We start from the raw sequence: 12,734 nt of genomic DNA on the forward strand, positions 1-12,734 counted from the left end.
AGCAAAAGGGCCCATAGTGAAGAGATTTTACCTATGAGGTTTTGGAGAATTCTTGATAGTGGACTGAATACTAGTAGAATATTTAAGTACCCTTTTAGCTATATAAGTAATCCAGCAATAATTAAAAGCTGTGCTGCAATATAAGTTTCCATTACAGTTGCGCCATTATTCTTTCTTTCCATTGAAAACATATCAAAAGCTAATATGGAATCAGAAATTAAAAAACATAATGATCCTAAGAAGGTTAAAATGAAGGATAAGAGGGAAGCAGACCAAATACGTGAAAAACTCATAAAGCTCATGATACAGAGAATACACATATAAAATACTGTTGGTAATTTCATGGATTCCATTGTAGATATAAGTTTTTTAAACATTAGAAAAGATATACTAGCATAGGGAAGTAAAAATAATAGAAACCATAGGGGAATAGATTTTACCATATATGAATCTGATATAAACACATAAATATAAAATATATGACCGATTAGAAAGGATATAATGCCAGCAAGAACATAGTGCTTCTTATGATTGTTTAATAAAAATACATCCCCAAGAAATCCAAAGCTTAAGCCTAGTACAATGTAGTAATTTATATGAGATGCATTTGATAAATATATGATAGTAAGAAGTGGCATTAGAAATGGTTTAGTAAAAGCAATTCCTTTTTTTTTATTGTTTTTTTCATAAAGAATATTTAGAACACATAAGGATGAAAATAGTATAAGTAAGGTTATTTTCATTATCATAATTTTATTACACTCCTATCTAAGCAGTAAAATTAATTTATAAAACCACTGCTATTAAATTTTATGATAGGATATTATGAAATATTAATTTATTGTCCCATATATATTAGTATAATGTATTATCAAATAAAATTTTAAAAAGAATATTTTAGTTTCTAATAGCAGTGCAAGCTGTAGTAGCTAATCCTTAAAGGTCTGCTTTCAAAAGGGGAAAGGGTGTAGATTTACATAAAAATTACATAAAGCTACAAGCAGTTATGTAGAAAATAGAATGAATGGGGGAAAATAAAGTTTATGAAATCTCTAATTATATATTGTTCTAGCTACAAAGGTAATACTGAAAAAATAGCAGAGGTATTTGCAAAAATAACTAAAGCTGAGTTAATAAATCTAAAAAATTGTAAAGATATTAAAATTGAAGAGTATGATTTAATTGGATTTGGAGCTGGAGTATATAAAGAAAGTATGTCACCACAGTTATTAAGTTATGTAGATAAATTAAACTTAAAAAATAAAAAGGTTTTTGTATTTTCAACAAGTGGAGTTGGCTTAACCTTTTACAATAAAAAACTAATTAAGCTTTTAACATCAAAAGGAGCAATATGTAAGGGCAGCTTTGCTTGTAAAGGAAGTTTTGTTAGCAAAGATTTTAGCAATAATAAAATCTTTGAAATTATGAGCAAGTTTGCAAAGGGGCATCCAAATTATAAAGATTTTGAAAGAGCAGAAAACTTCATAAAAACAGTAATGCTATAGACAATATTGTAGTTCACTGCGAAAAGGAATAATATTTTTTTCAAAAACATGATTTTAGTATACTCTCTTTGTGGGAGACAGTTAAAATAAAATTATTTTCATAAGTAGGAGTATATATTTACAAATATAAAAGAAAAAAATATAAAGAATAAAGAAAAGGATAATGAAATAGTTATCACATTATCCTTTTTATATATTTTAATATTATTGAATTTAATTTAAATTCTCCGTTAGGAGATAGTCCTGAACTTTATCTCATTACAAAGTTTTCAATAAATTTATCTACTCCTCTGTTTCTATCCTTGTTCTTCTCATACATGCTTTTCTATCCATAACTTTACTACCTAAAAATAAGTAGAATTATTTTTAAGAATGTTTATAAACAACACGATTTTTACCACTTCTTTTGGCTTCATAAAGTAGCTGGTCCACTGAAATAAACAGCTTGTCAGTGCTCATGTTACATTTTTTCATCATCCCAATGCTTACTGTGGTTTTTAAGCCAGCATAAGGCCACTCTATGGCTTCCACATCTTGTCGTACTCTTTCAATCACCTTCAGAGCATCATTATCATCTACCTGTTTCAGGATTAAAACAAACTCTTCTCCTCCATATCGGCCTATGACATCTGTTGCTCTAAGAGATTTTTTTATTGCGTTTACAATACCAACAATTACTTCATCTCCAACAGCATGTCCATAAGTGTCATTGATTTGCTTAAAATCATCTATATCTATAATAGCAATTTTGTTTTCAGCCATAAGCTCGGTTTCCATTATTTCAACAATTCTGCCTCTGTTATAAACTTGTGTCAGGCTATCGGTAATAGACTGAAGGTAGATACGTTTTTTTAGAGTTACAATTCGTCTGTATTCCATAGCAATGAAAAATAAGCCAACAGCTAATAATGCAATGAAAAATAGAGAGGTATTTAATGCTTTTTTCTGCATTATAATTTTTTCTTCACTCATAATTTTAAGCTTATTTAACATGTCTATCTTTTCTTTTAGTTGCTCTTCACCAAGACTCTTTACTTCTGTAATATTATTTTCATTTTTCTTTAGAAACTCTTTTTTTTCCCATTGTCTAGCTTGGTTAACATAAAGCTGTGAAGATTTTTCATATTCTCCTATTTCATGATAGGCTAATGCTAGCTTTAGTTTGTAACTCTGGTAGGGGTCAATTTGTGTATCTATATGTTTTATTTTCTTAGCTATTTCTAGACCTTTTTCATAGTTTATTATCGTTTCTGGTAGCATTTTATAATTTTTATATATTTCCGCATTCCATGCATAAAGGTTTATCAGAAGTTCCTTGTTAAATGCAATGTACTTCTGAGAAGATTCAAGCAATTCTGTGGATTTTTGGAGGGTGAGATCTCTTGGCTTACCTTCTATACTGTCTATTATAAGAGGCATTGCTTTACTAATGAAGTTCATTGACCTTACCATTCGATTATTGGAATCAAGCGTTGCTAATTGTTCTTGAACATTTTTAAAATATCCTCTAGATGCTTCATAATTCTTCTGGGAGTAGGTAAGCTCTCCCATCATGTTATAAAACTGGGCAATGGCTATTTTATTGTTTGTGTTAAATGCTTTAGTAGCCCCCATATCAAGATATTCTATAACTTTTGAATCATCAAAAATATAGTAATGTCCATAGGCTATGCTGTAAGCACCTTCAATGATCATATCCGGTTGATTATTTTTCTGTCCTAACTGCAACAGTCTACTACCATAGTCAATTAACATAGCAATATCGCCATAACAGTTATTTAGGTCAATGAGGCCTCTAATTGCAAGACCTTCTTCTTGTGGATTACCACTATTTTCAGCCTGTTCTAGGGACAGTCTAAATTGCTCCTCTGCCATTTTATAGTCAGAGTCCACAACATAAGATTTTACAGCGCTTATGTAATAATAGTAGAAGGGTTTATTTTCTTTCATGTATTTCTTATTTTTTTCCAATAAAGATACTAAACTTTCTATGCCAGTATCTGTCTCTATTAAGCTCTTTACAACATCTACAGATAAAGTGGTGTTTTCGTCAGCTGCAAATACATCTAAATTTAAAAATAGAGAAATCAGCATAAGAACAATGAGAATCTTCTTCATTGGTTTAGTTAGCAAACTCCTATGACTTTCACCCATATGTATTGTCCCCTTCCAATAAAAATAAATTTTATGATTATACTGTTTAGTGCAGATATCCATTTGAATACCTTAAGACGGAGTAAGTTATCAAAGGTGGTATTGATAATTTCTATTTTGTAGTTCTTATCTATTAAATAAAACATCTAATACTATAATTATACAATAAAATTACTTTTTTATATAAGAAAACACTAAATTTATTTATAAATTCAAGTTAAATTAAACAAAGGTTTTAGAGGTTTTGATTTTATGTCATTTTATGTAGTATGGAGTGATTCATTGAGAAGTAAAGGAGTAAAAGTTTAGGTGGTAACTTTCAGATAGACTTATAGGAGACAAATTAGCTGCATTTTAAAAAGATAATCTTTTCTTTCCGCTAGTAATTTTGATTCAGCAGATTCTACAAATTCTCTACCAACAAATACATTAATAATTTTGCAAAATTATATTTCTTAAAATCGTATTGCATACAATTAAAAGTATGTTATAATTAGTTATAGTAAATAAACTAAAAGCTTTAATGACAGCATGTAAAATATAAAATTATAAATAAGAAGGAGACTGTACAATGTCAATCTATGATATTCAATTAAAAACAATTGATGAAGAAATTATCAGCTTAAGAAAATATGAAGGAAAAGTATTGCTAATTGTTAATGTTGCCAGTAAGTGAGGCTTTACACCGCAATATAATGAGCTGGAAGCTCTGTACAAAAAATTTGGCAATGAAAAGTTTGAAATTTTAGGATTTCCTTGTAATCAATTTGGAAGTCAAGAACCAGGAGGAAATCAGGAAATAAAAAGTTTCTGTAAATCTAGCTTTGGAGTTGAGTTTCCAATGTTTGAAAAAGTGGATGTGAAAGGCCCTAATGCACATCCTTTATTCAAGCATCTATGTGAGGAAAAAAAAGGATTATTTGGTGATACAATAAAGTGGAACTTTACAAAGTTTCTTGTTGATGGATCAGGTAAGGTTGTAGATAGATTTGCACCAGCTACAGCACCTTTAAAGCTTGAGAAAAAGATTGAAGAGCTTATTAAGAGTATTTAGACTTAAAAAAGAAAGTCTAGTCCAAGGGTTATTATAAGCATGGACTAGACTTATATTTATTTTTAAATTTAGTGCTTGCTAAAGTTTTGTAATAAAATAATCTTTTTTATTCACACTCTAAATGACTTAAGAGAACCAAGGTAGCTTTATATAAGATGAATGTAAACTTTTATTCCCTCTAAATTAAATTGTAACGTTTTAGCAACTCAGGAATAACTGTTTTAGATGCCATTTGCATAACTCTTCCATCAAGTAAGCTAGGTGGTATTGGAAGGTGTAGGTCAGTAAGTTTTTTACCATCTAACATTTTTGAAGTAGAGTCTAATAGTACTCTAATATCGTAACAAGAACCAAATACTTCTGGTACTCCACGGTCTACATCAAGTAGGGTATAGACAGCTTCCATTGCTGTCCTTACAGAATACTCTGTTGTAAATACTGTATCACGTACTGTATCAGCAAATTGACCTATAAAGGCAAAGTTTACACTTCCCTCAGGAACAACCTTAGGTCTGTCACCTTTAGCTCTTGGCATGAAGAATGCAGTTATATATGGCATCATACATGGAATGCAATGAGCTGATTTTGTTGCTAGTTCATGGATTTCAGCTTCAGGTACTCCTAAATGATATAACCATTCTTCTGTAATTTCTATTCCTGTACATTCTCTCATTGGTTTCTTAATATAGTTACCAGGAACATCTACAAATAATCCATATACCCAAACTACAAGTTGATCCTTAGGTTGGCTTTTAAAGTGTGGTTGACGATTTAAAGTATAACTCATTAACCAATTTGAATCTTTAACAGTTATTATACCACCAGTAACAACTTTTCCACTGAAAGGATCTCTCTTACAGATTTTTTCTATATATGGTGGGATTTTTTCATCTAAGGTAGTAACTGTTGCTGATTCCCAAGTGGTTGCTTGTTTATTTCCACAGAATTTATCAGGTTGACCAAAGGCTGGATCTTGATTAGAAATATTTTTCCAAAGTTCCCAGCAGCCGCCAACAGAATCATTAAATATTGGAGCATTATTGTCATCACCTAGTGTAGAATTTTCTGTACAGCTTCCATTTGTAATAAATACTAAATCATCCTCTAAAAGATCAATATAGTCTTCTTTTCCACCATGCTCACAAATTATTTTAGTTGCAACCTTTTTACTATTATTTATATCAAAAATAACATTGGTTACTTTAGTATCATATTGGAAATGAACACCGTGTTCTTCAAGGTATTTTATCATTGGAAGAATTAAGGATTCATATTGATTGTATTTAGTAAACTTCAGTGCTGAAAAGTCAGGAAGTCCTCCAATATGATGAATAAATCTTTGGATATAAAGCTTCATTTCTAAAGCACTATGCCAATCCTCGAAAGCAAACATTGTTCTCCAATATAACCAGAAGTTAGAAGCGAAAAACTCCTCTGTAAATACATCAGTAATCTTTTTATCATATAAGTCCTCATCACGACTCATGAATAAGCTTACTATCTCCATCGAAGCTTTTGGAGTTAAAGTGAATTTGCCATCAGTATGAGCATCTTCACCTCTATTTACAGTAGCTCTCATAAGTGAGTAGTTTGGATCTTTCTTATTTAGCCAGTAAAATTCATCAAGGACTGAAGCATCTTCAGTTTCAAGAGAAGGGATGGAGCGGAATAAATCCCATAAACATTCAAAATGGTTCTCCATTTCACGTCCCCCTCTGATTATAAACCCTTTTGAAGGGTCATTGATACCATCACAGGCACCCCCAGCAATGTTAAGCTCTTCTAGGATGTGAATATGTTCACCTTTCATTTGACCATCACGGACTAAAAAACAAGCTGCAGCTAGTGATGCAAGTCCTGAACCAACAAGATATGCTGATTTTTTATCTACATTAGCTGGTTTTTGTGGACGAGCAAATGCCTCATAATTTCCATTACTATAATACATTATAAATACCCCCTAAGTTTTATATTTACTTCATGTATATATAATAGAAATTTTTAGAGGCAGGAGCAATAGACAATACCAGGGCCTTGTTCAGAGTTTTGGCATAAAGTCGATATTGTAAAAACTTTATACACAAGACACTGTTTGTCTAAATATTAGTATGAGCTTTGAAGTTTTCAAGAGATTTCATAATATCCCCATGAGTTACAATGCTTACTCGTTCAATGATAGTAGAAGGATTTTCCTTCATCCCCCTACCAATCCATTCAAGCATGAGCCCTACAAAAGCATACTTATAAAAATCAGCAATAAATGCTTTATCTTCTTCTCTTACATTCATCCCGACTGCTTTTTCTTCAATAACTCCAATTAAAAGATTATAAGTCTCATTATAAAGATAATTTTCTAGGTGCTCTCTGCTAAGGGAATGATAAGTATTTTTTACAAAAGATTTGTTCTCAAGTACATATTTAAAAATATTCATGAACCCCTGTTGCCAGGTGTCGTAAGTTTTCTTATCACCAAGGGCTTTTGATGCTTCCACGGTGTAAATCCATTCAACAAGGTCATATATATCCTTAAAATGATAATAGAAGGTTTGTCTATTAACTTCACAGTCCTCAACAATATCAATGACAGTAATTTTATCCATAGATTTCTGGGATAACAATTTTTTTAGCGAGGCAGCCAGCGCCTTTTTAGTTGTTTGTGCCATAAGCATTCCTCCATTTTAGGTTGAATAAGTTAAAATTCATTATATTATACGTAAAAGTTATTTCTACCTTTAAGGATTTTGTAGAAGTTATTTTTCATAAAGAAACGGATAAGCTTAAATATAGTACCCAATATTTATATATTTATCATAGAAATAGTCCTTGAGTAATCAACAATAGATTATATAGTTTGAGTTTGTTTATATATATTATATAGTTTTTGCAAATTTCTAGCCACATAATTGAAGACTGGCCCTTTTAATATCATTTATTTTCAATAGTAATATCCATATAGAATAATAAAACACTAGACACATTTTGTGCGGATAAATCTAAGGTTTTGCATGTGTAATCTCTTTATATTTAATAATATACTTTTAAAAAATTCCCCTGATTAATTAACAGAATTTAGATTAAACTTAATAGCGTTTTAAGGTTATTTAAAAATGTTACTTATAAACATTATACTCTACTATAGGTATATTCAATTGATAAAATTTATCTATCCTAAATCATTATTAGACTGCCTTAAGTTCAGGGGATACAATAGGAGTAATTATGTTTTAATTTATATATTTAGCATGGTTATGAAATCTTCTTAAGTATATGCTATGAAGTAAATTTAGTAGGGAGGGGTTTGATGAGTATAAATATAAATATTATTTCAGGGTTTTTAGGCTGTGGAAAGACAACATTTTTAAATAAGGTAATTCCAATTATGCAAGGAAAAAATGCTTTAATTGAAAATGAGTTTGGTAATATTGGCATTGATGGAGATTTAATAAATCACAGCCTTCCAATAAAAGAGATTTATTCTGGATGTATCTGTTGTACAGTGGCAGGAAATTTTAAAAGGGCCTTTGAAGAGTTAGCCTTAGAATATAAACCAGATAACATATTTATCGAACCTTCTGGTGTAGGCAGTTTATCAGAGATACTAAAGGTTTGCAATAAAGTTTCTTTAAACTCAGCTTTAAATGTAAAGGTTAAGAATGTAATTACTATTGTAGATGTGAGTGCCTTTAAGGATTACTGCGAGATTTTTGGAAGTTTTTACTTAGACCAAATCGAAAATGCACACATGATTTTTTTAAGTCATTTAGACAATCTAGTGAATAATGAAATTGAAGATATTATTAAGAGAATAAGTTTAGTAAATCCTAAAGCTACTATTTTTAAAGAACCATGGATTTCCCTATCAGGGGAAGAAATTATTGAAACAATAAATAGTATGGAATCCTATGAAAATCAGCTAAAGGATAAACCTGCCTTTCTGGCGGCAAATAAGAGGTTCGAAACTTTTTCTATAGATAAGCTAAGAAACTTTTCAAAAGAAGAAATAGATAAAATATTAATTTCTTTAAATCAAGAGGAATATGGTTTTATTGTTAGAGCCAAAGGAATTATTCAGCTCACTACAAAAGAGTTAGTTTACTTTGACTATACTCCACACCATTATCATTGGGAGTACTTAAATACTATGAAAACAACAAAAGTAACTGTAATTGGAACTAACCTACAGAAAAATAAAATATTGAGAAAGTTTGTTAATAAGTTGGAGGGAGTACCATGGGCAAAATAATTGACTATAAATGTACATATGGTAATGAACAGGGAATTAGTAAAGAAGTTATTGAAAAAACAAGTTTGAAATTTCCTGATGCTTATAAAAACTGGGATAGTATGGTGTTACTTGCCAAAGAGTTTAAAAATTACTATAAGGCAAACCTTTGTGAATTACCCTTTTGTCATACTGTAGAAGGTGAGGCACTTGGTGGGAAGGTTAATCTTGGAGATGAGAACATAGGACCAAGAGCAAAGGAGTATATTTGTACAACTACAGAAGAACTGTTGGCTTTGCCAAAAATTGATTTTTCAACAGGAAGAATTTCAGAAGTATTAAAGGCCTGTAAATCATTAAGAGAACAAGGAGAAAATGTAGTTTTAAATGTTTCAGGCCCTTTTACAATTATGAATGTTTTAATTGAACCAACAGTTGTTTTTAAAACCTTCAGGAAGAATCCAGAGTTAATTAGGGAAGTTTTTGATAAATTTCAACATGAAATAATTGGATTTATACAAGAAGCGCAAAAATCAGGTGTAAACATCATCAGCTATGCTGATTCTTCAGGAGGGTTAAATATCCTTGGACCTAAATTTGCAGAACAAGTAGTAGAAATGTTTACTTATCCTTTATTAAAAAGAATAGATAAAATTATAGATAAAGAAATGGTAGTAGTACTTTGTCCAAAAACTACTTTTGCCTTACTAGGGACAGATAAAGCTATATGGAAGGATGTTTCCATAGGAGCACCTACAAATTATGAGGAAGGATGCATAAAGGCTATTGGCTTAGCAAAATTTATTGGTCAAACATGCATGAAGAATAAGGAGTTTCAGTTAAAAGAGGGAATTATTAAAGCTATCCAATTGCTTTAAATAAAATAATAGGTCTAAAAAAGAAAAAGGAGATGGTTGTATGCATAAGGATGATAAAATGACTCCAATTGAAAGGTTAACTGCCTTTATGACAGGAAAACCTATGGACAGAATAATGGCAATGCCTGTAGCTTGCTCTATGTCAGGACTAGCGTTAGGTATGACCCATAAAGAAAAAAGAAGCAGTGCTTTAAATGAAGCTAAAGCACAAATGGCTTGTTATGAAAGGTTTGGAAATGATTTATTAGTAGTTGAGTATGGATTACATGGTGTTGGTATGGCACTAGGAAGTAATATGAATGATCCAGAGAATGATGTGCCAGCCATTATAAAATATGTTTTAGAAGACCTGAATGATGTAGATAAGCTTGATATATCAAAGTTAGAACTGAAAAATGATAAAGCCTTTCAATTACATATTGAGGCTGCAGAAATATTAATTGAAAAATTAGGAAAAGAAGTTCCAACAGGAGTTTTGATATCGGGACCTTTTACTGCAGCGGCAAGTATTTATAAAACTGAAAATCTTTTAAGAGCAACTAGAAAAAATCCAGAGAAGGTGCATGAGTTAGTTAAGTTCTGTACAGAAGCATTAAAGATGATATATAGAGAATTTATAAAACGTGGAGCCCTTATATTACTTTGTGATCCAATTGCATCTGGAACAATTTTAAATAGAAAACAATATTTAGAATTTGTACTACCTTACACTATAGATTTAATGAAGGATATTCATGAGGCAAAAGGCATGGTTTGTTACCATATTTGTGGAGATACCACATCAATAGTAGGGGATATGGTAAAATCAGGCTGCGATATGTTGAGTATAGATAATAGAGTTGATTTAGAGTATACAAAACAAGTGGTTGGTGATAAGGTTCCTATTCTTGGAAATGTAGACCCAGTGGAGGTTTTAATTTTAGGAAGCACTGAAGAGGTAGATTTAGCAGTAAAAACTTGTTTGCAAAAGGCTTATGACAGTCCTTGTGGCTATATTTTAGCATCAGGCTGTGACCTTTCAGGAAGTGTTCCTTTAGAGAATATTGATCAATTTATGGCCTCAGCTAGAAAATATGGAAAGTGGCCAGTAGATCCCAAAAATTTCATGTAAAAGTGTAAAATATAAGCTTTAAAATTATTTATTTAAATGGAGGGTAAGTAATGACAACATCAAAAGAACAGTTACTAAAAAGATTATCAGATGGTGTAGTAGAAATGGAAGAAGAGGAGGTAATAGAAGCTTGCGGGGAATACCTAGAGGCAAAATATCCAGCCTTTGATGGTATTATGGAAGGACTTGTAGATGGCATGAACCGTGCAAGCCAATTATATGAAGATGAGGAGTATTTTGTAACGGATGTATTACTATGCTCAGATGCAATGTATGAAGGGCTATCTATATTAAGACCACATCTTCCCAAGGAAGAAGAAGGAAACAGCAAGCCCAAGGCAGTAATTGGAGTTGTAGAAGGAGATACTCATGACATTGGAAAGAACCTAGTAAAAATCATGTTAGAAACTGCTGGTTTTGACATGATTGATTTAGGAAGGGATGTTTCACTTCAAAGTTTTGTAGATAAAGCTAAAGAAGTTAATGCCTCTCTTGTGTGTATGTCAACCTTAATGACAACAACTATGGCAGGTATGGGTAAGGTTATTGAATTATTAAAGGAAGCAGGAATTAGAGAAGAAGTTAAAGTGATTATAGGTGGGGGACCAATTTCACAAAAATTTGCAGATACTATAGGTGCAGATGGGTATTCGTCCAATGCAGTGGAGGCAGTAAAGCTTGCAAAAAAATTACTGAATATAGCTTAAAGGGTTGTAGATTGAACCTATAATGCTAAACTATGATGAAGGAAAAGCACAGCTTAATATAACTTAGAAAGAAGGATGTATTATGATATCGCCAAGAGAACGATTAAATAAGGTTTTCAACAAAGAACAAGTTGATAGGCTGCCTTGTATTTGTCCTGGAGGCATGATGAATATGGTTACAACTGAAGTAATCGAGGAACTTGGAATAGATTTTTCAAAGGCTCACAGTAATCCGCAAATCATGGCTGATTTAGCTACTGCAGTATACGAAAAGGGTTGTTTTGAAAATTATGGAGTTCCTTTTTGCATGACCATAGAGGCAGAGGAGTTTGGAGCAGCAGTGAATATGGGAACAAACATATATGAACCTCATGTAGTGGAGTATGCAATAGCTTCAGTAAAGGAATACAACAAACTTCCGGAAATTAATTTTGAAGAAGGAAGAGCTAAAGTAGTTATTGATGCAATTAAATTATTAAAGTCAAAGGATAGCAATGTTCCTATTATAGGAAACTTAACAGGACCAATAAGTACTGCTAGTTCAGTTATGGAGCCAGTAGTATTCTATAAAGAGCTTAGAAAAAGCAATGCAGAAGCTCATAAATATCTTGATTTTGTTACAGAACAATTAATTTCCTTTGCAAAAAAGCAAATAGAAGCGGGCGCAGATATAATTGCTATTTCTGATCCAAGTGGAACTGGTGAAATTTTAGGACCAAAGTTTTTTGATGAATTTGCAGTGAAATACCTTAATAAGCTTGTTGATAGTATACAAGAGGAAAAGGTGAAAACTATTGTGCACATATGTGGACAAATGAAGAGTGTTTATAAAGAAGTGGATAAAATTAAAAGTGATGTGCTAAGCTTCGACTCTATTGTTAGCATAAGTGAAGCAAGAAAAAATCTAGGGGATAGGTTGCTAATGGGTAATGTAAGCACCTATGCAATCGAATTTGGAGAGCCAAATAAGGTTTCTGAGTTAACCCAAAAATGTGTTAGAGATGGAGTAAATATAATATCACCTGCCTGTGGTCTTGGAATGAAATCTCCCTTAACAAATGTTAAAGCAATGCTTGAGAGTTTAAAAAAGGAGATGCTATAAT

The 12,734-nt window shown here is 31.5% G+C and carries 11 protein-coding genes; 7 read left to right on the top strand and 4 right to left on the bottom strand.

Annotated elements, in window-relative coordinates; genetic code table 11:
* Nucleotides 1-98 precede the first annotated feature (98 nt).
* A complete protein-coding gene (locus C661_RS0104785) occupies nucleotides 99-749 on the bottom strand; it encodes a lysoplasmalogenase (RefSeq protein WP_017414168.1) in 651 nt (216 codons plus the stop codon).
* A gap of 294 nt (nucleotides 750-1,043) precedes the next feature.
* Between C661_RS0104785 and C661_RS0104790 the strand changes: the two genes are divergently transcribed.
* Complete coding sequence (locus C661_RS0104790) at nucleotides 1,044-1,505, top strand: flavodoxin domain-containing protein (RefSeq protein WP_017414169.1); 462 nt, start codon at nucleotides 1,044-1,046, stop codon at nucleotides 1,503-1,505.
* 366 nt (nucleotides 1,506-1,871) lie between these two features.
* Here the strand turns inward: C661_RS0104790 and C661_RS22640 are convergent, their stop codons facing one another.
* Complete coding sequence (locus tag C661_RS22640; protein ID WP_017414170.1) at nucleotides 1,872-3,659, bottom strand: GGDEF domain-containing protein; 1,788 nt, start codon at nucleotides 3,657-3,659, stop codon at nucleotides 1,872-1,874.
* A gap of 571 nt (nucleotides 3,660-4,230) precedes the next feature.
* On the opposite strand from C661_RS22640, the gene C661_RS21355 reads away from it, so the two are divergent.
* Nucleotides 4,231-4,713 (top strand): glutathione peroxidase, encoded by a 483-nt coding sequence (locus C661_RS21355; RefSeq protein ID WP_083861622.1) that lies wholly within the window; start codon nucleotides 4,231-4,233, stop codon nucleotides 4,711-4,713.
* Nucleotides 4,714-4,891: 178 nt separating this feature from the next.
* On the opposite strand, the gene C661_RS0104805 is transcribed toward C661_RS21355, so the two are convergent.
* A complete protein-coding gene (locus tag C661_RS0104805; RefSeq protein ID WP_017414173.1) occupies nucleotides 4,892-6,661 on the bottom strand; it encodes an oleate hydratase in 1,770 nt (589 codons plus the stop codon).
* 148 nt (nucleotides 6,662-6,809) lie between these two features.
* A complete protein-coding gene (locus C661_RS0104810) occupies nucleotides 6,810-7,376 on the bottom strand; it encodes a TetR/AcrR family transcriptional regulator (protein WP_017414174.1) in 567 nt (188 codons plus the stop codon).
* A gap of 638 nt (nucleotides 7,377-8,014) precedes the next feature.
* On the opposite strand from C661_RS0104810, the gene C661_RS0104815 reads away from it, so the two are divergent.
* The 5 genes from C661_RS0104815 (at nucleotide 8,015) to C661_RS0104835 (ending at nucleotide 12,733) form a co-directional block, all read left to right on the top strand.
* A complete protein-coding gene (locus tag C661_RS0104815) occupies nucleotides 8,015-8,956 on the top strand; it encodes a CobW family GTP-binding protein (RefSeq protein WP_017414175.1) in 942 nt (313 codons plus the stop codon).
* Entirely contained in the window at nucleotides 8,944-9,813 is an 870-nt protein-coding gene (locus C661_RS0104820; protein WP_017414176.1) for a uroporphyrinogen decarboxylase family protein, read from the top strand. Before C661_RS0104815 ends, C661_RS0104820 begins: the two co-directional genes overlap by 13 nt.
* A gap of 40 nt (nucleotides 9,814-9,853) precedes the next feature.
* On the top strand, nucleotides 9,854-10,924 hold the full coding sequence (locus tag C661_RS0104825; protein ID WP_017414177.1) for a uroporphyrinogen decarboxylase family protein: 1,071 nt from the start codon (nucleotides 9,854-9,856) through the stop codon (nucleotides 10,922-10,924).
* Nucleotides 10,925-10,974: 50 nt separating this feature from the next.
* Complete coding sequence (locus C661_RS0104830; RefSeq protein WP_017414178.1) at nucleotides 10,975-11,631, top strand: corrinoid protein; 657 nt, start codon at nucleotides 10,975-10,977, stop codon at nucleotides 11,629-11,631.
* Between the two features lie 82 nt (nucleotides 11,632-11,713).
* Nucleotides 11,714-12,733, top strand: coding sequence for a methylcobamide:CoM methyltransferase MtbA (locus tag C661_RS0104835; RefSeq protein WP_017414179.1), 1,020 nt, complete (start codon nucleotides 11,714-11,716; stop codon nucleotides 12,731-12,733).
* Nucleotide 12,734 lies beyond the last annotated feature (1 nt).

This window comes from Clostridium tunisiense TJ (assembly GCF_000300195.1).
In the GTDB taxonomy this organism is placed as follows: domain Bacteria; phylum Bacillota; class Clostridia; order Clostridiales; family Clostridiaceae; genus Clostridium_J; species Clostridium_J tunisiense.

Excerpts from the sequence above, each read along its gene's own strand:
- C661_RS0104830 (WP_017414178.1), top strand. The coding sequence starts at position 10,975 with ATGACAACATCAAAAGAACAGTTACTAAAAAGATTATCAGATGGTGTA.
- C661_RS0104820 (WP_017414176.1), top strand. The coding sequence starts at position 8,944 with ATGGGCAAAATAATTGACTATAAATGTACATATGGTAATGAACAGGGA.
- C661_RS0104825 (WP_017414177.1), top strand. The coding sequence starts at position 9,854 with ATGCATAAGGATGATAAAATGACTCCAATTGAAAGGTTAACTGCCTTT.
- C661_RS0104805 (WP_017414173.1), bottom strand. The coding sequence starts at position 6,661 with ATGTATTATAGTAATGGAAATTATGAGGCATTTGCTCGTCCACAAAAA.
- C661_RS0104785 (WP_017414168.1), bottom strand. The coding sequence starts at position 749 with ATGATAATGAAAATAACCTTACTTATACTATTTTCATCCTTATGTGTT.
- C661_RS0104835 (WP_017414179.1), top strand. The coding sequence starts at position 11,714 with ATGATATCGCCAAGAGAACGATTAAATAAGGTTTTCAACAAAGAACAA.
- C661_RS22640 (WP_017414170.1), bottom strand. The coding sequence starts at position 3,659 with ATGGGTGAAAGTCATAGGAGTTTGCTAACTAAACCAATGAAGAAGATT.
- C661_RS0104810 (WP_017414174.1), bottom strand. The coding sequence starts at position 7,376 with ATGGCACAAACAACTAAAAAGGCGCTGGCTGCCTCGCTAAAAAAATTG.
- C661_RS0104815 (WP_017414175.1), top strand. The coding sequence starts at position 8,015 with ATGAGTATAAATATAAATATTATTTCAGGGTTTTTAGGCTGTGGAAAG.
- C661_RS0104790 (WP_017414169.1), top strand. The coding sequence starts at position 1,044 with ATGAAATCTCTAATTATATATTGTTCTAGCTACAAAGGTAATACTGAA.